This window comes from Rhodococcus sp. OS5, from assembly GCF_056837585.1.
Window position 1 is genome coordinate 4419423 of the sequence record NZ_CM166368.1, and the last position, 22578, is coordinate 4442000.

Below are 22578 nucleotides of genomic sequence, written 5' to 3' on the forward strand. Positions count from 1 at the left end.
AAGGCTGTCTGGGGCCGGGTCTACCGTGGATCTCGATGAACACGATCAACACGGACAGTCCGGTAGCTGGAGAGGTCGATCGAGCTCCGGGCTGGATCCGCCGCTTGGCGCACGCATGCTGGTTGCACCGAAGAGTTGCCATCGGCGCGCTTCTGGTGACCGTCATCGCTTCGGCGATCGACATCTCGTTTCCTCTTCTGACCCGCTATGCGCTCGACGCCGCAAGCCAGGAGAACCCAGGCAAGGTGATCGGGTTCGTCGCGCTGGCGATCGCGCTGCTCGCGGTCGTCCGCTTCGCGTGCCAGTACGGCCGACGGATGCTTGCCGGCCGACTCTCGCTCGATGTTCAACACGACTTGCGGCTCGCCTTGCTCGGCTCGCTGCAACGCCTCGACGGACGCGGGCAGGATCAGATCCGCACAGGCCAGGTGGTATCCCGGTCCATCACCGATTTACAACTCGTCCAGGGTTTGCTCGCGATGGTGCCGATGTCCGCGGGTGCGCTCCTGCAATTCGTGCTCGCGATCGGCATCATGGCGTGGCTCTCGCCGCTGTTGACTCTCGTCGCTGTCGCCGTCATCCCCGCAGTAGGGCTGGTGGTGTTCCTGATGCGACCGATGCTCTTCGCCGCAACATGGTCCGCGCAGCAGCGGGCCGCCGACCTCGCCCAACATGTCGAGGAAACCGTCACGGGCGTGCGCGTCGTCAAGGGATTCGGGCAGGAACAACGAGCCGTCGACCAACTCGAAAAGCACAGCCGCACGTTGTATTCGGAGCGTCTTCGCGCCGCGTGGTTGAACGCGAAATTCGCGCCGACCATGGCCGCCTTGCCCCAGCTCGGGCAGGTGGGAGTGATCGCTCTCGGCGGGTATCTCGCACTGCACGACAAGATCACCGTGGGAACGTTTCTCGCGTTCGCCACCTACATCGTGACGATGACCGGCGTCACCCGAACTCTGTCGTCGGTCATCGTCATGGCGCAGCTTGCGCGCGCCGCTGTCGAGCGTGTCTACGACGTCATCAACGCTCAGCCGGACATCGCCGATCCTGACCATCCGGTGGACCTGCCCGACGGTCCGCTCGGCGTCACTTTCGAAAACGTCGCATTCGGGTTCGACACCGAACGCGACGTCCTGACCGGGCTGAACCTCCGCATAGAACCGGGCGAGACCGTCGCCGTCGTGGGGCCGGCCGCGTCAGGCAAGACCGCGTTGTCCTTGCTTCTCCCCCGGTTCTACGCCCCGACTTCGGGTGTAGTGACCGTCGATACCGCGGGCGAGACGTTCCCCATCGGCGAACTGCGCACAGAACAGCTTCGTGCCGCCGTCAGCCTGGTCTTCGACGAACCTTTCCTGTTCTCGGACACCATCGCCGCCAACATCGCACTGGGGCGCGAGGACGCCTCCGACGAGGACATCCGCGCCGCAGCTGCATTGGCACAGGCAGACACCTTCATCGAGGCACTCCCGGACGGATACGACACCGTTGTCGGTGAACGAGGTCTGACGCTGTCGGGCGGCCAGCGTCAGCGCATCGCGCTTGCCCGAGCCCTCCTCGTCGACCCGCGGATTTTGGTCCTCGACGACGCCACCTCCGCGGTCGATGCGGCAACCGAGGCTGCGATCTTCGACGCGTTCCGGGCCAGACGACGGCAAACCACGCTGATCCTCGCGCACCGGCGATCCACCTTGACGCTGGCAGATCGCGTCGCGGTTCTCGACGGCGGACGGATCATCGACTCCGGAACCGTGGACGAGCTGGAAGCGCGATGTCCGCTCTTTCGCGCCCTGTTCTCCTCGCCGCCGGAACTATCCGCCGAAATCGACGAGGCCGGCCCTGACGCTTTCGGACATCAACGCCGCGAGCCCACAGCCGAGCAGCTGTGGCCGCAGGCTCCGGAATCCGAAGCCAACAGCACTACCGCTTCGGCGCAGAGTGCCGGCGGACCGATGGCCGGAGCGCTCAGCGGAATCGCGGTGACTCCGTCTCTGCGGGCAGCAGTCGACGCTCTCCCACCCGCACGCGAAGACCCCGGAATTGCTCCTGAGAGCCTGCGCGAATCGAATCCACAGTTCTCACTCCGACAGATCTTGAGGCCGGTCCGCTGGGTTCTACTGGCGGTTGTCGTGTGCCTTGCCCTGGACTCCGCCGCGGCGATCGCATTTCCCTCCCTCGTCAGATATGCGATCGACCACGGAGTCGTGACCGCAGACAGCACCACACTCTGGATCGCGACGGCGTTCGGCGCGCTCCTGGTCGCCGCAGACTGGGTCATCGTGGCGGTCATGACGGTGCTCACGGCCCGAGCCGGTGAACGCGTGCTGTTCGGGCTCCGCGTCCGCAGCTATGCACACTTGCAGCGCCTGGGTCTGGACTACTACGAACGGGAATTGTCCGGCCGCATCATGACGCGTATGACCACCGACGTCGACGCGCTCTCGTCGTTCATCCAAACCGGTATGTCGACGGCGATCGTGAGCGTCCTGACCGTCGGCGGAATTTCGATCGCCCTCCTGGCGACCGACGTGACGCTCGGCCTGGTGGCGCTGGCCGTCATCCCACCGCTCGTGGTTGCGACCGTGATCTTCCGCAAGATCTCCTCGGTTGCCTACAGCCAGTCCCGCGAACGGATCTCGCTCGTCAATGCCGACTTCCAGGAGAACATCGCCGGTCTGCGAGCAGCTCAGGCCTACCGCCGCGAAGAAGGTGCGGCGCGTAGGTTCGCAGAACGCTCCGAGAGCTACCGCCGATCGCGGATGCGGTCGCAGCGAGCCATTTCGATCTACTTCCCTTTCATTTCGTTCCTGTCCGACCTCGCGTTGGCCGCGGTCGTGTTCGTCGGTGCGCACCAGATCGCCAACGGATCGACTTCGCCCGGCGTACTGATCGCGTTCGTGCTCTACCTCGGTCTGCTGTTCGGACCGATTCAGCAACTCTCACAAGTGTTCGATGGTTACCAACAGGCAAACGTCGGATTGCAACGAATCGGCGACCTGCTGCGCACTCGCAGTTCGATCGAGACTGCCGACAGCGAGGATTTGATCGCGATCTCCGGACGACTCGACGGCGCCGTCCATCTCGACGGGGTCGGGTTCCGGTACTCGGGTGCGGACGTCGACGCCCTCTCCGATTTCGATCTGCAAATCCCGCCGGGCACGACCGTCGCTCTGGTCGGCCGAACCGGTGCCGGGAAGTCGACGGTCGTGAAGTTGCTCGCCCGCTTCTACGACCCGACGTCCGGATCGGTCGACGTGGACGGAACCGACATCCGGAACTTCCACCTCTCGCAGTACCGACGTCGCCTCGGCGTGGTCCCACAAGAAGCCCATCTGTTCACCGGCACGGTCGCCGACAACATCGCGTACGGCAGGCCGTCGGCGTCGCACGCGGAGATCGAGGAAGCGGCACGTTCCGTCGGCGCACTGAATTCGATAGCCGACATGCGTGGAGGCATGAATCATCCCGTCAGCGAGCGCGGCCAGGGGCTCTCGGCGGGCCAACGCCAACTGATCGCATTGGCCCGTGCCGAACTCGTCGACCCGGACCTTCTGCTCCTCGACGAGGCGACCGCGACGCTCGATCCCGCGACCGAACGAATGGTGCTCGAAGCAAGTCGGTCGGTCACCCGGAAACGGACTTCCGTCGTCGTAGCTCACCGCCTCGCGACAGCTGCCCGAGCGGACCTCGTTGTCGTAGTTGACCGGGGACGTATCGTTGAATACGGCCCGCACGATGTTCTGCGGTATGCCGGTGGTCACTACTCGGGACTCTGGGATGCATCGCAGGCGCGTGAGGGGAATAATCTGACGTCGAGAACTGTCATCGAAGGCAACCCCGTCGCGTGACAGTCGGCACGGATTTGTACCGCCGAGAGGTAGTGCGCGATCGCAAGATCACGGACTTCCGTGAGACAGCTCACAAATTGTGTGCCGCACAATTGCTCGTCACACGCTCGGGCTAATCTCATGTATATAGGCGCTCTGATCGGGTACCGAAATAGAAACGAGGCGAACACCTGCCGTGAGCAGCAGTTCTACATCCCAATTCGGACAGAACCAGTGGCTGGTTGACGAGATGTACCAACGCTTCCAGGACGATCCGTCGTCCGTGGATCCCAGTTGGCACGAATTCTTGACCGATTACTCGCCGGACTCGGCGAACACGGGAGGTGGAAACGGGACTGCCTCGAACGGCAACGCGGCTGCACCCGCCGCTGTTGTAGCTCCGCCTGCTGCTCCCAAGGCCACGCCTCCCGCCCCCAAGACCGCACCTCCTGCGCCGGCTGCCAAGGCTGCCGCTCCGGCCCCCGCGAAGACGGCAGCGCCCGCCGCCAAGGCCGCCCCGGCCCAGCCCGCAGCAGCCAAGCCCGCGGCCGCTACTGCGAAGCCCGCCCCTGCCGGCGGAGCCGAGGAAACCAAGGTTCTCCGCGGCGCCGCAGCCGCAGTCGTCAAGAACATGTCGCTCTCGCTCGAGATCCCGACTGCAACCAGCGTGCGTGCCATCCCCGCGAAGCTGATGTTCGACAACCGCATCGTCATCAACAACCACCTCGCGCGTACCCGCGGCGGCAAGATCTCGTTCACCCACCTCTTGGGTTACGCGATCGTCCAGGCAGTCAACGCGTTCCCCAACATGAACCGGCACTTCGCCGAAATCGACGGCAAGCCGAACGCGGTCACGCCCGAGCACACCAATCTCGGACTCGCGATCGACCTTCCCGGAAAGGACGGCAACCGCTCACTGGTAGTTGCCGCCATCCGGAACACCGAGTCGATGAACTTCGTCCAGTTCCACGCGGCATACGAGGACATCGTCCGACGCGCCCGTGAAGGCAAGCTCACCGGCGAAGACTTCACCGGCGTCACCATTTCGCTGACCAACCCGGGCGGTATCGGCACGGTTCACTCCGTTCCTCGCCTGATGAAGGGCCAGGGCGCCATCATCGGTGCCGGCGCGATGGAATACCCCGCCGAGTTCCAGGGCGCCAGCGACGAGAAGCTGGCCGAGATGGGCGTCGGCAAGTTGATGACTCTCACCTCGACCTACGATCACCGCATCATCCAGGGTGCCGAGTCGGGCGATTTCCTGCGCACGATCCACAACCTGCTGATCAGCGACGAGTTCTACGACGAGATCTTCCACGCGCTCGGCAACCCGTACGAGCCGGTGCGGTGGCGCAAGGACGTGCCGGAAGGCGCTGTCGACAAGAACACCCGCGTTCTCGAACTGATCGCTGCATACCGTGACCGCGGCCACCTCATGGCCGACACGGACCCGTTGCAGTTCGTCAAGGACAAGTTCCACAGCCACCCCGACCTCGACGTCATCAGCCACGGCCTGACGCTGTGGGATCTGGACCGTGAGTTCAAGGTCGGCGGCTTCCACGGCCAAGAGAAGATGAAGCTGCGCGACGTGTTGAGCGTGCTGCGCGACGCGTACTGCCGCCACGTCGGCGTCGAGTACACGCACATCCTCGAGACGGATCAGCGTCAGTGGATCCAGGACCGCGTCGAGGGCCATCACGCCAAGCCTTCGGTCGCTCAGCAGAAGTACATCCTGAGCAAGCTCAACGCCGCCGAGGCCTTCGAGACGTTCCTGCAGACCAAGTACGTCGGCCAGAAGCGCTTCTCGCTCGAAGGCGCCGAAGCCGTCATCCCGATGATGGACGCCGTGATCGACCAGGCCGCCGAGCACCAGCTCGACGAGGTCGTCATCGGCATGCCGCACCGTGGCCGTCTCAACGTGCTTGCCAACATCGTCGGCAAGCCGTACTCCAAGATCTTCACGGAGTTCGAGGGCAACATGAACCCGGCAGCCGCTCACGGCTCCGGCGACGTGAAGTACCACTTGGGTGCCAGCGGAACGTACATCCAGATGTTCGGTGACAACGACATCGCTGTCTCCTTGACCGCAAACCCGTCGCACCTCGAGGCCGTCGACCCGGTTCTCGAAGGCCTGGTCCGCGCCAAGCAGGACATCCTCGACAAGGGTGAAGAAGGCTTCACCGTCCTGCCGCTCATGCTGCACGGTGACGCTGCATTCGCCGGTCAGGGCGTTGTCGCCGAGACGCTCAACCTCTCGCTGCTTCGCGGTTACCGCACCGGTGGCACCGTGCACATCGTTGTGAACAACCAGGTCGGCTTCACCACCGCTCCGGAACATTCACGCTCGTCCGAGTACTGCACCGACGTCGCGAAGATGATCGCCGCACCGGTCTTCCACGTCAACGGCGACGACCCCGAGGCTTGCGTCTGGGTTGCTCAGCTGGCCGTCGACTTCCGTGAGAAGTTCGGCAAGGACGTTGTCATCGACCTCATCTGCTACCGCCGTCGCGGTCACAACGAGGGCGACGACCCGTCGATGACCCAGCCGGCCATGTACGACGTCATCGACACCAAGCGCAGCGTTCGTAAGAGCTACACCGAGTCCCTTATCGGCCGCGGTGACATCTCGCTCAAGGAAGCCGAAGACGCACTTCGCGACTACCAGGGCCAGCTCGAACGGGTCTTCAACGAGGTCCGTGAACTCGAGAAGTTCCAGCCCGAACCGTCCGAGTCCGTCGAACTCGACCAGACTCCCCCGGCTCGCCTGACCACGGCTGTCGCTCCCGAGGTTCTCGAGCGCATCGGAGACGCGTTCGTCAACGTCCCCGAGGGCTTCACCGTTCACCCGCGCGTCAAGCCGGTTGCCGAGAAGCGCCGCGAGATGGCCCGTGAGGGACATGTCGACTGGGCGTTCGCAGAATTGCTCGCGTTCGGCTCGTTGGCCGAGCAGGGTGCCTTGATCCGCCTCGCGGGTCAGGACTCCAAGCGAGGAACGTTCACGCAGCGTCACTCGGTCCTCATCGACCGCAAGACCGGCAACGAGTACAGCCCGATCGCCAAGATCGCTGCCGACGCCGAAAACGGCGGCAAGTTCATGGTTTACGACTCCGCACTCACCGAGTACGCAGGTCTGGGCTTCGAGTACGGCTACTCGGTCGGTAACCCCGACGCTCTGGTCCTGTGGGAAGCGCAGTTCGGTGACTTCGTCAACGGCGCGCAGACCATCATCGACGAGTTCATATCTTCGGGTGAGGCCAAGTGGGGTCAGCTCTCCGACGTCGTGCTGCTCCTGCCGCACGGTCACGAAGGTCAGGGTCCGGACCACACCTCCGGCCGCATCGAGCGTTTCCTTCAGCTGTGTGCAGAAGGCTCGATGACCGTTGCGGTTCCGTCGACTCCGGCCAGCTACTTCCACCTGCTGCGTCGCCATCACCTCGACGGCATCCGCCGTCCGCTGGTGGTTTTCACGCCCAAGTCGATGCTGCGTAACAAGGCTGCCGTCAGCAACGTCGAGGACTTCACGACGGGCAAGTTCCGTTCGGTCTTCGAGGAGCCGGCATACGAGAGCGGCGAAAGCGCACGCGAATCGGTCAAGCGGGTTCTGCTGGTCAGCGGCAAGCTGTACTGGGAACTCCTGGCGAAGAAGCACAAAGACGAGCGTGACGACATCGCCATCGTGCGCATGGAGCAGCTCTACCCCGTGCCGAAGCGTCGCCTCAAGGAGACCCTGGACCGTTACCCGAATGCGGATCAGTTCCGTTGGGTCCAGGAAGAGCCCGCAAACCAGGGTGCGTGGCCGTTCCTCGGGCTGGCTCTGCCGGACCTTCTGCCGGAGACCTTGACCGGTATCAAGCGCATCTCGCGTCGTCCGATGTCCGCTCCCTCTTCGGGATCGAGCAAGGTCCACGCGGTGGAGCAGCAGGAGATCTTGGACGAGGCGTTCCTGCCGACCAACTGATCTCAGTAATTTGACAAGGGCCGGGCCCCACATTCCGCAAGGAGTGTGGGGCCCGGCCTTTCTGCGTTCACGTCAATTCGATTGCAGCAGACCCAGATCCGGCCCGGCATCGAAGCCGACGGCGGCCAGCGCCAACGCGGGCAACGACTGAACCGTCAGGTCGATCAGTTCCTCGCGGGTGATGGCGGGCGCGCGGAGCCAACTGATGGTGGCTTCCTCGACAAACGCGATCCAACCGCGAACGGCCAACTCCACCTGAGGTGTTCGAGTCAGGCCGATCTTCGGGAGCTGATCGAGGGTTCTCTTGGCCATGATGTCGCGAGTCTGCTCGAACACCTCACGCATCTGCGGATCCCCGCTGGCGGTCCCCCGGAGCAGCGAGACGTAGGTATTGCGGTTCTCGGTCACGTAGTCGACGTACGACGCCAGCACCGAGCGGAGGGTGAGCATCGGATCGTCCGACTCGCTCGGCTCGGTGCGCTGGAGCATCTGTTCACTGCTGTGTCGGACGATCGCCAGATGGAACTCGCTTTTCGACGCGAAGTAGTGGAACAGAAGCCCCCGCGAGACACCAGCCTGATCGGCGATGTCCTCGACGGAAATCTGTTCGAGCGGCCGTTCGGCCAGCATCCGCGCCCCGAGGTCGATGAGTTGCGCTCGGCGTTGCGCAGGGTCGAGCCGCGTTCGCTTTACTGCGTCCATGCCCAACAGACTACTGAATATTCGTCAATAAGCTATTGACCGTGACTCAATAAAGGCATATCGTTCCCTACATGAGTCTTCCAGTTACAGATACCTCAGCACCTGCCGCGGATACTCGCCACGTCGGCACACTGATCATCGGCAGTGGTTTCGCCGGTCTCGGTGCGGCGATCAAACTGGCACAGGCCGGCATCACCGACTACGTCGTTCTCGAGCGCGGCAACGACGTCGGCGGGACCTGGCGTGACAACAGCTACCCGGGCGCCGCGTGTGACGTGCCGTCGCATTTGTACTCGTACTCTTTTGCACTCAATCCGGAGTGGACGCGCTCCTTCTCCACTCAGCCCGAGATCTACAAGTACATCCAGTCGGTGGCCAACCGCCACAAGGTGCTCGACAAGCACATCTTCGACTGCGATGTTCTCTCCGCACGCTGGGACGAGGCGTCTGCTCGGTGGCACGTCAGCACCAACAAGGGCGAATTCGTCGCAAAGATCGTCGTCTCGGCCGTCGGCGCATTGTGTGAGCCTTCACTTCCGGACATCAAGGGCATCGACGGCTTCAAGGGCGAGATCTTCCACTCCTCGCGTTGGAACCACGACGCCGATCTGACCGGCAAGCGTGTGGCCGTCATCGGAACCGGCGCCTCGGCCATCCAGATCGTGCCGGCCATCGGCAAGAAGGTCTCGCATCTCGACGTGTACCAGCGCACGGCGCCGTGGATCCTGCCCCGCGCAGACCGCGAGTACACCAAGATCGAGCACCTCGCGTTCAAGTACCTCCCCGGCTTCCAGAAGTTGTGCCGCACCGGTATCTACTGGATGCGAGAGACGCAGGTCGTCGGCCTGGCCAAGGCGCCGGTCTTCATGAAGCCGTTGCAGTTCGCCGCCGAGCGTCACCTGAAGGCCCAGATCAAGGACAAGGATCTTCGCAAGAAGGTCATGCCCAACTTCCAGATCGGCTGCAAGCGCATGCTGATCTCGAACAACTACTTCCCCACCCTCGCCCAAGACAATGTCGACCTGGTGACCGAAGGCATCGAGGAGGTCACCGCCAACGGGATCGTCTCGAAGACCGGCACCACCCGTGAGATCGATGCCATCGTCGTGGCGACCGGATTCCACGTCACCGACTCCCCCACCTTCGCGGGAATCTTCGGCAAGGACGGACGCTCGCTCGCCGAGGTCTTCGAAGAGACCGGCATGCAGGGATACAAGGGCGCGGCAGTTGCCAACTTCCCCAACATGTTCTTCCTCGTCGGACCCAACACCGGCCTCGGACATTCGTCGATGGTCTTCATGATCGAGTCGCAGATCAACTACCTGGTCGACGCGATCGCCACCATCGACAAGTACGACATCGGCACCATCGAGGTGCGCAAGGACAAGCAGGACAAGTACAACAAGGACCTGCAGGCAGCTATGTCCAAGAGCGTGTGGAACAACGGCGGTTGCGCCAGCTGGTACATGGACAAGCACGGAAACAACACCACCCTGTGGCCTGGCTTCACCTTCCAGTTCCGCAACGCCACCAAGCATTTCGACCTCGCGGCATACCGCAGCGTCGCCACCTCGGATCTCGGCGCCGTCGGCACCGCGACCACTTCACAGATCGACCTCGACGACGAGAAGGCAGTAGCACAATGAGTGATTTTGCAGGCAAGGTCGTAGTCATCACCGGAGCGGGATCGGGCATCGGTCGCGCACTAGCACTGAACCTGGCCGGCCAGGGCGCCAAGTTGGCGATCTCCGACGTGGACACCATCGGGCTCGCCGAGACAACGCGTCTGGTGGAAGCCATCGGCGCCGAGGTGAAGTCGGACCATCTCGACGTCACCCAGCGCGAAGCGGTTCTCGAGTACGCCGACGCGGTTGTCGCCCACTTCGGCAAGGTCAACCAGATCTACAACAACGCCGGAATCGCCTACCACGGCACTTTCGAGAAGTCCGAATTCAAGGACTTCGAACGTGTCATGGACGTCGACTTCTGGGGAGTTGTCAACGGCACCAAGGCATTCCTCCCCCACGTCATCGCCTCCGGCGACGGGCACATCGTGAACGTGTCGAGCCTCTTCGGTCTGCTGTCGATGCCGGGTCAGAGCGCATACAACTCGGCCAAGTTCGCCGTTCGCGGTTTCACCGAGTCGCTTCGCCAGGAAATGCTGATCGCCAAGCACCCGGTGAAGGTGACCTGTGTGCACCCGGGCGGAATCAAGACCGCCATCGCACGCAACGCCACCGCAGGCCCGGGTGAAGATCTTGCGGTCTTCTCCGAGTTCTTCGACCGCAAGCTCGCGCGCACCACTCCGGAAGATGCCGCCAAGACGATCGTCAACGGCGTTCGCAAGAGCAAGCCGCGAGTTCTCATCGGGATGGACGCAATCGCACTCGACGCCTGGGTTCGCCTCGTAGGATCGGGCTACCAGCGCATCGTCGCGATCGTCGCCGGCCGAATGATGCCCAAGTCCAGCTGAGTTCGTTTCACAGCGCAGTTCGTTTCACAGCGCAGTTCGCACAAAGAGTCAGGAGCCCTGCCGGTGAGCACGTTCACCCTTCCGCTGCCCGTGGTCGCATTCTTGTTGAAGCCGTACTTCCGTCTGGCTTTCAACTCGCGGCTGCCGTATCGGATTCAACGTCTGTTGCTCGAGGCCGGGGCACCGCTACAGCAGGTTCCAGCGGGCGCCGTCGTGCGCCCGCTGGAGCTGGCTTGCCGACCGGCAGAGAAGATCACCGTCGGCGCAACCGAGCACCCCACCGCAGTTCTCTACCTGCATGGCGGGGCGTACACGCTCGGTTCGCTGTCCACACACCGTTCTCTCGCAGCTCATCTCGCCCGTGAGTCGTCCAGTGCGGTCTTCACCTTGGACTACCGTCTCGCGCCGGAGAATCCGTATCCCGCCGCTCTCGACGACGCGGTCTCGGCCTTCATGCAGTTGGTCACCGAGTTCGACTATTCGGAAGACCGCGTTGCCATCGCCGGCGATTCGGCCGGTGGCGGCCTGGCCGCGGCGACCGCTATTCGTCTGATCGAGCGTCACGGCGTGACCCCCGGCGCGCTTGCCCTGATCTCACCGTGGGTCGATCCCGGCGATCGGGGTGCCACCAAAAAGGCCGACCTGGTGGTCAACACAGCGTGGTCCTTCGACGCCGCCGACGCCTACCTTGCCGGAGTCGACCGTACTGATCCCGGCTACGCACCGATGCACGGCAAGCTCGACGGGTTGCCACCCACCAGGATTCACGTCGGTTCCGAGGAAGTCCTTTACCCGCAGATCATGACCTTCACCGACAAGCTCGCCGCTGCCGGCGTCGATGTGTCCCTGGTCGAGTACGCAAGACTCTGGCACGTGGCTCACGCACAGGCGTCACTGGTGAAGGAAGCAGCAGACGCCGTTTCCGACCTCGGCCAGTTCATCGCATCGAAACTGATTCGTGCCAAGGATGATTCGAGTTCAGCAGTGGGCTCGAACAGTCACTGACGGGTGGCCCACTCCGTCCATGTCACTGACGGGTGGCCCACTCCGTCCATGTCACTGACGGGTGTCCCACCAGGTGCGGGCGACTTCCGAGGCTGACGCCTTGCCGGTCCGCACCTGCTCGATCATTGCGGCGAGATCGGTGGTGGACAGTTCACCGGCAACGACGCTGAGCGCCTTGACAGCCGAATCTCCCAGTGCGCCCGCTCGAAAGAGCGGAACGACATTCTGCGCAGCCAGAACGTGATTCGAATCAGCGAGCACTGTGACGGCATCGGATTGTGCCAACGCCGACAGCGTCGTGGTTCCGAATACTTGTGCACCGGGTACGTCTGCCGGCGTTGCCTGATCGACACCGGCGAAGACACACTCGGCGCCCTCGGCCAACTGTTCCACTGCCCCGTCCTCGACGAATCTCGCGGAGACGAGCGGCGTCGCCGCGGCACACGAAGGAGCAAAGGCTTCTATCGTCTTCGCTCCCAACGACTGTGCGTATCCGGTGTCGAGTGCGAGGACCGCACGATCTTCGGCCATCGCATAGTCGGAGACCGAAAGACCTTCCGGCAGAGAGCGACTCAAGGCTTCGAAGACGTCGTCGGCCTTGCGGGCCGGGGATGACGGGTCGTAGTGATCGAGCAGCGCGCCGGTGAACTCGGGCACCAAAGTGACTCGCGCTGCGTCCAGAGCCTCGAGTGATTGGTTTCGGCCACCACCCACCGATTCGACGCGAGCCGACAGGCCGGAGGAGGAGAGCACCGTCGAATACACCTCGGCCAACACCGAACTCTCCACCGATGCGTCAGCAGCCACCACGATCTGGTCACGAGACTCCGCTTCGGCACCCTCTACCACCGAATCACCGTTTGCGCATCCGCTGAGAATCGGCAGGACCATCAGTGCTGCAACAACAGTCGAATACTTCGTGCGTGTGCTCTTCACCGAAATCCTCACATCCAATCCCATGGATCGAAAACCGTGCCATGTCGGTACCTATCGTTACACTTGTCGGGCGATGCGCGGTAACCAGTCCTGACGCAGCCACTCGGTGGCGGCGCCGTCGAAGTCACTCGGGTGGCTTCGCCACAAGGGAATGGTTTCCGACGCCCGAAACACGGGACGCCCGAAAAACCGGAAGGACGCTCATGCGCACCTCACGATTTCGTTCCAACCGTTGGCTCGTAGCCGCGGCAACCGTTGTCTCTCTGACTGCACTGACAGCGTGCGGTAGCAGCGACGGTGACTCCAACAGCGATCCCAACGCGATCGTCGTCGGCTCCGCCAACTTCACCGAATCCGAGACGATCGCCAACATCTACGCCGAAGCACTGCGTGTCAACGGGTTCGATGTGTCCACGTCGTTCAACGTCGGCAGCCGCGAGGCGTACATTCCGGCACTCAAGGACGGGTCCATCAGTGTCATTCCGGATTACACGGGAAATCTCCTGCAGTACTTGGATCCCGACAGCACGGCCACCAGCTCCGCTGACGTCCTCGCTGCTCTTCCCGCAGCTCTCGGGTCGGAATTGGCAATTGCGACGCCTGCATCCGCCGAGGACAAGGACGCCGTCGTCGTCACGAAGGAAACCGCTGACAAGTGGAACCTGAAGACGATCGCCGATCTGGCTCCGCATTCCGCCGAGGTCAAGTTCGGTGCTCCGGCCGAGTTCCAGGAACGTCCAGCCGGATTGCCCGGTTTGAAGTCCAATTACGGCCTCGACATCTCGGCAGCCAACTTCGTTCCGATCGCCGACGGCGGTGGACCGGCAACCGTGAAGGCTCTCTCCTCCGGTGACATCACCGCGGCAAACATCTTCACGACGTCGGCCTCCATCCCGGAGAACAACTTCGTGGTTCTCGAAGACCCGAAGAACAATTTCCCGGCTCAGAACGTGGTGCCGGTGCTGCGCGCGTCGAAGTCTTCCGACAAGTTGAAGACAGTCCTCGATGCGGTGTCCGCCAAGCTCACCACCGAAGAGTTGTTGGCACTCAACGTCCAGGTGTCCGGCGACACCAAGACGGAGCCGGCAGCGGCGGCCAAGGCGTGGGTGACGGCGCAGGGCCTCGACAAGCCGGTCTCGTAGTCACGTGATCACCTTCGAGGGCGTCACCAAGCAGTATCCGGACGGCACCACCGCCGTCGACCGTCTCGATCTCACCATCGAGGCCGAGTCGTTCACGGTGTTCGTGGGGCCGTCCGGGTGCGGCAAGACGACGTCGATGCGCATGATCAACCGGATGATCACACCGACGTCGGGCAAGATCTTCGTCGACGGTCGTGACATCGCCCAGACCGACGCGGTGAAGCTGCGTCTCGGCATCGGGTACGTCATCCAGAACGCCGGCTTGCTTCCGCATCGCACCGTGATCGACAACGTCGCAACAGTTCCGGTACTGCGCGGTGAGTCCCGCCGCGCAGCGCGCAAAGCCGCGTTGGGGGTACTCGAACGAGTCGGTCTGGACATCTCCCTTGCCACCCGCTATCCCGGGCAACTCTCGGGTGGGCAGCAACAACGTGTGGGAGTTGCGCGAGCATTGGCTGCCGATCCGCCGATCCTGTTGATGGACGAGCCCTTCAGCGCCGTCGACCCGGTGGTGCGTGAGGATCTGCAGACCGAAATGCTCCGTCTTCAAAGCGAACTGAAGAAGACGATCGTCTTTGTCACCCACGACATCGACGAGGCAGTCAAACTCGGTGATCACATTGCCGTCTTCGGTCCCGGCGGGCGGCTTCAGCAGGTTGCGGCACCTCGCGACGTGTTGGCCGCACCGGCAACGGATTTTGTCGCCGGATTCGTCGGACGCGATCGCGGCTATCGGGGATTGTCGTTCCGCGCTGCCGACGAGGTTCCGTTGCACCCTGTACGCACGGCCGTCGAGAACGAATTGAAGGCTCTGCGTCTCGAATTGGGCGAATGGGTTCTCGTGGTCACGGACAACGGAACTCCGCAGGGATGGATCGACGTGACCGGCGTCGAAGGCCTGCGCTCGGGACGAACCCTTGCTCAGTCGACGTCTGCCGGTGGTTCGCTGTTCTCCCCCGGCGGCGATCTCCGCCAAGCCCTCGATGCGGCAATCTCGTCGCCTTCCGGTATCGGCGTTGCCGTCGACGGCGAGGGCGCGGTCATCGGCGGGATCCTCGGTTCCGAAGTCGTGGCGAAATTGGCAGATCAGCGTCGACGCGAGGACGAGGAACGCAACCGCGTCGCCTTCACCGAGGGATTCGGGTCGTAGCGGCATGCGCTGGCTCATCGACAATTTCTCGACGGTCGTGGATTACTCGAAGACCCATCTGTATCTGGCACTGCTTCCTTTGCTGATCGGTCTCCTGATTGCCGTTCCGGTCGGAACAGCGATCCGCAACGTCAGATGGCTGCGCCGAATCACGTTGACCCTGGCGAGCATTGCGTTCACGATTCCGTCGCTCGCGCTGTTCGTCACCATCCCCCAGTTGTTCGGACTCAAGACCCTTGATCCTCTCAACGTCGTGATCGCACTCAGCGTGTATGCGACGGCACTGCTCATCCGGGCAGTACCCGAAGCACTCGACTCGGTGCCGGACAACGTCATCGACGCCTCCACCGCCGTCGGTTTCACACCGCTACGACGCGCTCTGACGGTCGAGTTGCCATTGGCGCTGCCGGTGATGATCGCGAACATCAGAGTTATTGCCGTTACCAATATTTCGCTGGTGTCAGTCGGATCTCTGATCGGAATCGGCGGGCTTGGAGTCCTGTTCAAACAAGGCTACGACCGCGACTATCCCGACCAGATCGTTGCGGGCATCATCGCGATCGTCGTGCTGGCACTGGCGCTCGATCTGATCCTGTATCTGATCGGCCGATTCCTGACCCCGTGGACCAGAACGTCGACCTCGTCGAAGGTTCCCGCCGTCCTGTCAGCCGAGGGGGAACCCGTATGAGCATCTTCACCGGGGCCTGGGACTTCATCGTCGATCCCGGAAATTGGAGCGGCGACACCGGAATCGGCACCCGCATCCTCCAGCACCTCTGGTACAGCGTTCTGGCCGTGGCACTTTCGGCTGTGATCGCGGTGCCCATCGGATTACTCATCGGCCATCTGCGTCGCGGTGAGATCGTGGTCGTCAGTCTGGTCAACGCACTGCGGTCACTGCCCACTCTCGGCCTGCTGACCTTCCTCGTTCTTCTCATGGGTCTGGGAGTGATGCCGCCGATTCTCGCCCTCGTCATTCTTGGTATTCCCCCACTACTCGCCGGCACGTACGCCGGAATCGCCAGCGTCGACCGCGGCGTCGTCGAGGCCGCACGGGCAATGGGTATGACCGAACTCCAAGTGCTCTTCCGCGTCGAGATACCCAATGCGCTGCCATTGATTCTCGGCGGACTGCGTAACGCGACACTGCAGGTGATTGCCACGGCAACGGTCGCCGCCTACGTCAACCTCGGCGGCCTCGGCCGGTACATCTTCGACGGTCTCGCGCTCTACAAGTACGACCGAGTGGTCGTCGGCGCAATCCTGGTCGCGGTTGTGGCTCTCGTCGTGGACGGCTTACTGGCGCTGGTGGTCTGGGCATCGGTTCCCGGGACCGGCAGGCTACGCCGAACACCCGACCTCACTCGTCTGTAGCTCTCGGTACACACGAAAAAGCCCCGATCGGAACCTTGTGTGCGGGTTCCGATCGGGGCTTTCGTAGTCCCTCTTAGCTGGTCACGCCCTCAGCATGCGCTGCGGCCGCGACGGCTTCCGCTACTGCGGGTGCCACGCGAGGGTCGAGTGGGCTGGGGACGATTTTGTCCGCCGCCAACTCGTCGCCGACCACCGACAGGATTGCCTCGGCGGCAGCGAGCTTCATACCTTCGGTGATGCGACGGGCGCCGGCGTCGAGCGCGCCCTTGAAGACACCGGGGAAGGCGAGAACGTTGTTGATCTGGTTCGGGAAATCACTACGGCCCGTCGCCACGATCGCCGCGTACTTCGACGCGGTTTCGGGGTGAATCTCCGGGTCCGGGTTGGAAAGTGCGAACACGATCGACTCGGGAGCCATCGAAGCGATGAGCTCCTCGGGGATCTTGCCCGCCGAGACACCGAGGAACACGTCAGCACCTTCGAGAGCCTCGATGGCACCACCATGCAGGTCACGGGGATTTGTGCGGGCCGCGAGTTCTGCCTTCACGTCGTTGAGGTCGCTGCGCTCACCCGAGATGATGCCCTTCGAGTCCAGCACGATGACGTCGCTGATTCCGGCGGCGAGCAGGATGTTCGCGCAGGCAACACCCGCAGCGCCGGCGCCGGAGATGACGACCTTGAGTGTGGTGATGTCGCGGCTCTGGACCTTCACGGCGCCCTTGAGTGCCGCGAGGACCACGATGGCGGTTCCGTGCTGATCGTCGTGCATGACGGGGCAGTCGAGAGCTTCGATGACGCGCTTCTCGATCTCGAAGCAACGCGGCGCCGAGATGTCCTCGAGGTTGACCGCGCCGAAGCTCGGACGCAGTCGGATGAGTGTCTCGACGATCTCGTCGGGATCCTTGGTGTCGAGAACCAGCGGAATGGAGTTCAGTCCGGCAAAGTTCTTGAACAGCGCCGACTTGCCCTCCATGACGGGCAGCGACGCGCGGGGGCCGATGTCGCCGAGTCCGAGAACAGCGGTGCCGTCGCTGACCACGACGACGAGTCGGTTGGTCCACGTGTATCGATCGGCGAGGGTTTCGTCTGCAGCGATGGCGCGGCTCACCTGAGCAACACCCGGCGTGTAGGCGATCGAGAGGGCCCGCTGCGTATCGAGCGGTGCTGTGGTCTCGACCGAGAGCTTGCCACCGACGTGAGCGGCAAAGATTTCTTCGTCGGTCAACTCGACCTTGGGTACGTTGATGGCTTCAGTCACGAGGGACACGATGACACTCCTGATTAGTCCAGCCTCAAGCGGGGCTGGGTTACTGGGAAGTAATCCTTCGGACCGCTGCGAAACTACGTTCACAACGGTCAGAGATCATTTCTTCCGCGAACGACTACTGAGAAGAAGAGCATTCGGCGTGCGCGAGAAAGTGGGCCGCAATACATCCGAAGCGTCATGGTGTGGGGCGGGTGAGCCCTGGCGTATCCATGCAATCTAGGTTTCGGGAGAAATTCTGACGAAACCTGCACTTCGGGGCCGGGCTGTGGCGCCGCCTCGAAGTAACTCCAGTTTGCCACCAGAGTCGGATCACAATCAAATCCTCCAAGCGGTCGGATTCCTCACCACACTCGAACCCGAGCCGTCATCCCCACCGTGTCATCCCCACCGTGTCATCCCCACCCAGTCATCCCCACCACTGCGTCACCAACAACAGCCCTGCCACCACGAGCACGACCACCGATCCGGCAACCGCCGCGATACCCCGCCTGCGGTCGCACCAGATCTGCGCGGCGAGAGCAACCACCGAGGCCGCAATGTGCGCGGTGATCGACGTTGTTCCCGGACCCGGGAATCCGCGGTTGCCGCCCAGATATGCCGAACCGATGATCACGAGTGTCAAGACCACGATTCCGGCCGCCACGGTGCCACTCAGGGCGCGTAGAGCGCGGACCAGCAGCCATTGTCGTTTGTCGGCGGGATAGTCGTAATCGTCTTCGTACTGATAGTCCTGATATTCCTGGTACTGGTAGTCGTCCTCGTACCTGTCGTTCCGGTCGTACCTGTCGTCGTATGTCATCTCTTACGCTCCCGCGACGAATCCGCGGACTGATTCCGCAATGAGTTGAACCGCGATGGCGGCGAGCAGAAGACCGGCGATGCGTGCCAGCAGACTGATGCCACCCTCGCCCAGTATCCGGATCAGTGCGGTCGAGAAGCGCAGGACCACGAACAGCACGAGGTGGATGGACAGAATCGCCAACGCGATCGCCAGATACGACGCCGCTTCACCGTCGGCCTGGGCGACAAAGACGATGACGGCCGCTATCGCACCGGGACCGGCCATCATCGGCGTTCCCAGAGGAACGAGTGCGACGTTGACGTCGTCGGCTCCCTGCGGACGGTTGGAGGCCTTTCCGGTCAGCAGTTCGAGTGCGATGAGAAGCAGCAGCAATCCGCCGGCGCCCTGCAACGCCGGAATGCCGATGTGGAGGTAGTTGAGGATCGCCTGACCGCCGATGGCAAAGACCGAGATGACCGCCAGGGAGACGGCGGGGGCCTGCCATGCCGCTCGGTTGCGATCTTCACGGCTTTTGCGGCCGACCAGTGACAAGAACACCGGGATGACTCCGGGCGGGTCCATGATCACGAACAGCGTGATGAACACGGTGAGGTAGAGCGTGGTGTCGAGCATCAGCGCCCCAGTACCTCCACGCCGGTGGCAGCCGAGACGAGTTTGTCGAACTCGGCCTCGTCCGTGAGCTCGTCGCCGAGTCCGATCGTCTTGTTCTCGCCGTGGTAGTCAGAGGATCCGGTGACTGCCAAACCGAGGTCGACAGCCAGGCGGCGCAGGACGTCACGATCGTCGCTGCGATGGTCCGGGTGATCGACTTCGAGACCCCCGAGACCCAGCTCGGCCAGATCACGGATGTGGTCGAGCGCAAGCAATCCGCCGCGCGAACGCGCCCGTCCATGCGCAAGGACAGTTACTCCCCCGGCCGCTGCCACCAGTTCGACGGCGTACTCGAGCGGAGTGTCGTACTTGGGAACGTCGTATCGCCCTCGACTGGACAACAGGTCGGAGAAAGCCTCACTGATGCTCGACACCACTCCCGCTCGCATCAAGGCCGCTGCGACGTGCGGGCGTCCGACGGACGGACCGGCGTCGGCGAGGATCTGATCGGGATCGACGGGCAGACCGTCACGCGCCATCATGGTCGTCATCACCCGGATACGTTCGACGCGTTCGGCGCGCAGTCGCTCACGTTCTTTTGCGAATTCGGGGTGCGTCGGATCGAACAGGTACGCAAGCAGATGTACAGCGACCGGCCAACCACGCTCACCTCGACCTTCGCACGACATCTCCATCCCACGAACCAGGCTGACGCCGGCCGGCAAGGCCTGCGCCGCCTCGGCCCAGCCCGAAGTCGTGTCGTGATCGGTGATGGCGACGACGTCGAGTCCGGCGTCGGCTGCGGCGCGCATGAGGGCAGCCGGGGTGTCGGTGCCGTCCGATGCGTTGGAGTGGGTGTGAAGATCTATTCGCACTGTTCCAGTGTGTCAGCAATCGGCAACTTCATCGCGCTCCGGTGGGCGAGCCGGAAGCTGACGTACGATTACGCCGCAGCGGCAGCGCAATTCGATCAGGTGTCGCTGTAGTGCCGTTCCCCTGCCGTTCCACTGCATTACAGACCGAGAAGGAGCGAGCGTGCCAACCATGCCGTCACTGCCGAATTGGTCGAACGGCAAATCGACGCAAGCCGATGCGCCCAAGATCCCCGTTCCGGCAGCCCGCGCGATCGTCGACTGCGCGGTCTACGTGGACGGCGTGCGGTTGCCGGGCAAGTACACGCACCGCGCTGCGTTGGCCGAGGTTCGTAGTCGCGACAACGCGTTCGTCTGGGTGGGCATGCACGCTCCCGACGAAGGTCAGATGCAAGATGTCGCAGCAACTTTCGGACTCCACGAGCTGATGGTCGAGGATGCCGTCCATGCACACGAGCGCCCGAAACTCGAACGCTACGACGACGTCATGTTCCTGGTGCTGCGCACGGTCGTCTACGTACCGCACGAGTCCGTCGCGACGGCGAGCGAGATCGTCGAAACCGGCGAGATCATGGTGTTCGTCGGCCCCGACTTCGTAGTGACCGTCCGGCACGGGGATCACTCCGAACTGGCAAGCGTGCGCAAGTCACTCGAGGAGAACCCCGAGCGCCTCACCATGGGCCCGTTCGCGGTGTTGCACGCGATCACCGACCACGTCGTCGACAGCTATCTCTCCGTCATCCAACTCGTCGAACAGGACGTCGACAGCATGGAAGAGTTGGTGTTCAACCCGCGGAACACCGTTGCCGTCGAGCACATCTACCTGCTCAAACGTGAAATCGTCGAACTACGACGCTCGGTCACTCCACTCGGATTGCCACTGCTCCAGCTGACCCAGCCCGCGGGCGGCCTCGTCCCGAAGGAGATCCGGCGATACTTCCGTGACGTACGAGATCACCACACGATCGTGGCCGAACGTATCTCGGAATACGACGAGGTGTTGAGTTCGCTGGTCGACGCCGCACTCGCGAAGATCGCGGTGCAGCAAAACACCGACATGCGCAAGATCTCCGCGTGGGTCGCTATCGCCGCCGTGCCGACCGGCGTTGCCGGTATCTACGGGATGAACTTCGAGAACATGCCGGAACTCGGTTACAAGTACGGCTATCAGTCCATCCTGTTCCTCATCGCGTCGGTGTGTGTCGGCTTGTTCTTTCTCTTCCGTCGCAACAACTGGCTGTGAACCTCGCACGCTGACTCCCTGTACTTGCCACCGTCGCAGGCGGACAATGGATATGGGTACGCATTTTCATTCCGTTCCCGAAATCCATTTTGCGACAAGCAAATTCAGATCCAAGGAGAAGTGGAGGAGCAACCATGCCTACAGTCGAGCAATCCGTGGAGATCGCGTTGCCACCCAAGGACGTCTGGGAGTACATCGCCGTCGCCGAGAACTGGCCCAACTGGGAGAATTCGATGGTCGAGTGCAAACAGATCACCGACGGCCCGATGGGCGTGGGAAGCCGCTGGCACGGTGTCTCGCGAATCCTGGGCAAGCGTCTCGAGTGGACATCCGAATTCACCGAGTACGACCCACCGAGATCGTCGAAATCGACGTCCGTCGAAAGTCCGGTCAGCTTCTCGCAGACCACGACCTGCGAAGAAGTCGGTGACGGCACTCGGGTCACCTACCGACTCGACAGCGAAAGCGGCCTGGGAGGAGTATTCGGCAAGATGGCCGACCCGATCGTCACGAAAGCATTTTCACGGACGGTTCGGGTAAGTCTCGAGAACTTGGCGGACATCCTCGTGCACGCCGAATGATCTGACGGACAAAGCGCCAGCGCAGCTAGAGCGAGGCAGCGGAACGGTGCGGATCGCGGATGTCGATCCCCGCCTCGGTCCATGCTTCCCTCAGTGCCTCCGCGCCGCGCAGACGCACCCAGGCGGCTTCGGTACCGGTCAGGGGGACCACACCAAGGAAGCGCACCGGGTCGAACGGCTCCGGCAGCGTCAGGTCTTCGATCCCGCTGTCACCGAGAAGCACCGCCGTGAACGCAGTGTCCTTCCACAGCGGCTCGCCCAGGTCCAACAGTGCGTCCTCGAGCAGCACGACGCCTTCGACGGACGGCGCCGCGGCCAGCACCGCGAGCGTCCTGGCCACACCTGACGCCACACCGGTGCCACCGCGCAGCGTGAGTACCAACTCGGCGCGGGGTCCGCGCGTGGGGTCTGCGACCAGTTCGTTGGGGTCGCCCATCGGATGACGCGAGCACCCCAGTGTGACGTAGCGGACCAGGCCGTCGGGTGATTCGAAACGCAGCACGTCCAGCGGTTCGACACCGAGGAACGTCACCGAGGCCGCGGTGGGGTCCGGCCCCTCGATGCTGCTGACGAGATGGGCCCGGACGGAAGATACGACGCTGTCTGACACTCGTCCATCTAAACACCGTGCCCGCGAGGTTCGCAGCGCAGATACCTC

18 protein-coding genes are annotated in these 22578 nt (G+C 63.0%); 11 read left to right on the top strand and 7 right to left on the bottom strand.

The genetic code is table 11. From position 1 onward, the window contains the following. The first annotated feature begins 35 nt into the window (after positions 1 to 35). Positions 36 to 3845 carry an ABC transporter ATP-binding protein gene (locus tag ACVZUB_RS20420; protein WP_482627707.1) on the top strand — a complete coding sequence of 1270 codons (3810 nt, stop codon included), beginning with the start codon at positions 36 to 38 and terminating at the stop codon, positions 3843 to 3845. 175 nt (positions 3846 to 4020) lie between these two features. Beyond that, positions 4021 to 7782: a multifunctional oxoglutarate decarboxylase/oxoglutarate dehydrogenase thiamine pyrophosphate-binding subunit/dihydrolipoyllysine-residue succinyltransferase subunit gene (locus tag ACVZUB_RS20425; RefSeq protein ID WP_037126710.1), complete on the top strand. Its 3762-nt coding sequence runs from the start codon at positions 4021 to 4023 to the stop codon at positions 7780 to 7782. Between the two features lie 72 nt (positions 7783 to 7854). Here ACVZUB_RS20425 and ACVZUB_RS20430 read toward each other — a convergent pair whose 3' ends face one another. Continuing rightward, a complete protein-coding gene (locus ACVZUB_RS20430; RefSeq protein ID WP_007736130.1) occupies positions 7855 to 8484 on the bottom strand; it encodes a TetR/AcrR family transcriptional regulator in 630 nt (209 codons plus the stop codon). A 71-nt stretch (positions 8485 to 8555) separates the two neighbouring features. Between ACVZUB_RS20430 and ACVZUB_RS20435 the strand changes: the two genes are divergently transcribed. The 3 genes from ACVZUB_RS20435 (at position 8556) to ACVZUB_RS20445 (ending at position 11962) form a co-directional block, all read left to right on the top strand. After that, a complete protein-coding gene (locus tag ACVZUB_RS20435; RefSeq protein WP_003945071.1) occupies positions 8556 to 10130 on the top strand; it encodes a flavin-containing monooxygenase in 1575 nt (524 codons plus the stop codon). After that, positions 10127 to 10957: an SDR family NAD(P)-dependent oxidoreductase gene (locus ACVZUB_RS20440; RefSeq protein WP_007736128.1), complete on the top strand. Its 831-nt coding sequence runs from the start codon at positions 10127 to 10129 to the stop codon at positions 10955 to 10957. The genes ACVZUB_RS20435 and ACVZUB_RS20440 overlap by 4 nt, the downstream gene beginning before the upstream one ends. A 63-nt stretch (positions 10958 to 11020) precedes the next feature. Continuing rightward, a complete protein-coding gene (locus ACVZUB_RS20445) occupies positions 11021 to 11962 on the top strand; it encodes an alpha/beta hydrolase fold domain-containing protein (protein WP_482627708.1) in 942 nt (313 codons plus the stop codon). Between the two features lie 51 nt (positions 11963 to 12013). On the opposite strand, the gene ACVZUB_RS20450 is transcribed toward ACVZUB_RS20445, so the two are convergent. Next, positions 12014 to 12898: an ABC transporter substrate-binding protein gene (locus ACVZUB_RS20450; protein ID WP_007736124.1), complete on the bottom strand. Its 885-nt coding sequence runs from the start codon at positions 12896 to 12898 to the stop codon at positions 12014 to 12016. A 203-nt stretch (positions 12899 to 13101) separates the two neighbouring features. Here ACVZUB_RS20450 and ACVZUB_RS20455 point away from each other — a divergent pair, with 203 nt between their 5' ends. The 4 genes from ACVZUB_RS20455 to ACVZUB_RS20470 are packed head-to-tail and all read left to right on the top strand — an operon-like array spanning position 13102 to position 16564. Continuing rightward, entirely contained in the window at positions 13102 to 14040 is a 939-nt protein-coding gene (locus tag ACVZUB_RS20455) for an ABC transporter substrate-binding protein (protein WP_003945094.1), read from the top strand. Positions 14041 to 14044: 4 nt separating this feature from the next. Next, entirely contained in the window at positions 14045 to 15190 is a 1146-nt protein-coding gene (locus tag ACVZUB_RS20460; protein ID WP_003945084.1) for an ABC transporter ATP-binding protein, read from the top strand. A 4-nt stretch (positions 15191 to 15194) separates the two neighbouring features. After that, the gene (locus tag ACVZUB_RS20465) at positions 15195 to 15878 is read left to right on the top strand and encodes an ABC transporter permease (protein WP_007736121.1); all 684 of its coding nucleotides are present in this window, start codon (positions 15195 to 15197) and stop codon (positions 15876 to 15878) included. Continuing rightward, the gene (locus ACVZUB_RS20470) at positions 15875 to 16564 is read left to right on the top strand and encodes an ABC transporter permease (protein ID WP_003945081.1); all 690 of its coding nucleotides are present in this window, start codon (positions 15875 to 15877) and stop codon (positions 16562 to 16564) included. Before ACVZUB_RS20465 ends, ACVZUB_RS20470 begins: the two co-directional genes overlap by 4 nt. A 73-nt stretch (positions 16565 to 16637) precedes the next feature. On the opposite strand, the gene ACVZUB_RS20475 is transcribed toward ACVZUB_RS20470, so the two are convergent. The 4 genes from ACVZUB_RS20475 to ACVZUB_RS20490 all read right to left on the bottom strand — a co-directional run bounded on the left by ACVZUB_RS20475 (position 16638) and on the right by ACVZUB_RS20490 (position 20099). Next, positions 16638 to 17831: an NAD(P)-dependent malic enzyme gene (locus tag ACVZUB_RS20475; RefSeq protein WP_003945072.1), complete on the bottom strand. Its 1194-nt coding sequence runs from the start codon at positions 17829 to 17831 to the stop codon at positions 16638 to 16640. Between the two features lie 406 nt (positions 17832 to 18237). After that, on the bottom strand, positions 18238 to 18630 hold the full coding sequence (locus ACVZUB_RS20480; RefSeq protein ID WP_007736120.1) for a hypothetical protein: 393 nt from the start codon (positions 18628 to 18630) through the stop codon (positions 18238 to 18240). A gap of 3 nt (positions 18631 to 18633) precedes the next feature. Next, positions 18634 to 19248 (bottom strand): MarC family protein, encoded by a 615-nt coding sequence (locus ACVZUB_RS20485; RefSeq protein ID WP_164490628.1) that lies wholly within the window; start codon positions 19246 to 19248, stop codon positions 18634 to 18636. After that, on the bottom strand, positions 19245 to 20099 hold the full coding sequence (locus ACVZUB_RS20490) for a PHP domain-containing protein (protein ID WP_007736119.1): 855 nt from the start codon (positions 20097 to 20099) through the stop codon (positions 19245 to 19247). Before ACVZUB_RS20490 ends, ACVZUB_RS20485 begins: the two co-directional genes overlap by 4 nt. A 169-nt stretch (positions 20100 to 20268) precedes the next feature. Here ACVZUB_RS20490 and ACVZUB_RS20495 point away from each other — a divergent pair, with 169 nt between their 5' ends. Together ACVZUB_RS20495 and ACVZUB_RS20500 are read left to right on the top strand one after the other, a co-directional pair. Beyond that, positions 20269 to 21339 (top strand): magnesium and cobalt transport protein CorA, encoded by a 1071-nt coding sequence (locus tag ACVZUB_RS20495; protein WP_064112521.1) that lies wholly within the window; start codon positions 20269 to 20271, stop codon positions 21337 to 21339. Positions 21340 to 21473: 134 nt separating this feature from the next. Beyond that, complete coding sequence (locus ACVZUB_RS20500; protein WP_007736117.1) at positions 21474 to 21920, top strand: SRPBCC family protein; 447 nt, start codon at positions 21474 to 21476, stop codon at positions 21918 to 21920. Positions 21921 to 21945: 25 nt separating this feature from the next. On the opposite strand, the gene ACVZUB_RS20505 is transcribed toward ACVZUB_RS20500, so the two are convergent. Beyond that, a complete protein-coding gene (locus ACVZUB_RS20505) occupies positions 21946 to 22530 on the bottom strand; it encodes a suppressor of fused domain protein (RefSeq protein WP_007736116.1) in 585 nt (194 codons plus the stop codon). Between the last annotated feature and the right edge of the window lie 48 nt (positions 22531 to 22578).

Bases quoted from the DNA above. Each gene is read 5' to 3' on its own strand.
- ACVZUB_RS20420 (WP_482627707.1), top strand. From the start codon at position 36: ATGAACACGATCAACACGGACAGTCCGGTAGCTGGAGAGGTCGATCGA.
- ACVZUB_RS20435 (WP_003945071.1), top strand. From the start codon at position 8,556: ATGAGTCTTCCAGTTACAGATACCTCAGCACCTGCCGCGGATACTCGC.
- ACVZUB_RS20465 (WP_007736121.1), top strand. From the start codon at position 15,195: ATGCGCTGGCTCATCGACAATTTCTCGACGGTCGTGGATTACTCGAAG.
- ACVZUB_RS20470 (WP_003945081.1), top strand. From the start codon at position 15,875: ATGAGCATCTTCACCGGGGCCTGGGACTTCATCGTCGATCCCGGAAAT.
- ACVZUB_RS20480 (WP_007736120.1), bottom strand. From the start codon at position 18,630: ATGACATACGACGACAGGTACGACCGGAACGACAGGTACGAGGACGAC.
- ACVZUB_RS20430 (WP_007736130.1), bottom strand. From the start codon at position 8,484: ATGGACGCAGTAAAGCGAACGCGGCTCGACCCTGCGCAACGCCGAGCG.
- ACVZUB_RS20495 (WP_064112521.1), top strand. From the start codon at position 20,269: ATGCCGTCACTGCCGAATTGGTCGAACGGCAAATCGACGCAAGCCGAT.
- ACVZUB_RS20440 (WP_007736128.1), top strand. From the start codon at position 10,127: ATGAGTGATTTTGCAGGCAAGGTCGTAGTCATCACCGGAGCGGGATCG.
- ACVZUB_RS20500 (WP_007736117.1), top strand. From the start codon at position 21,474: ATGCCTACAGTCGAGCAATCCGTGGAGATCGCGTTGCCACCCAAGGAC.
- ACVZUB_RS20455 (WP_003945094.1), top strand. From the start codon at position 13,102: ATGCGCACCTCACGATTTCGTTCCAACCGTTGGCTCGTAGCCGCGGCA.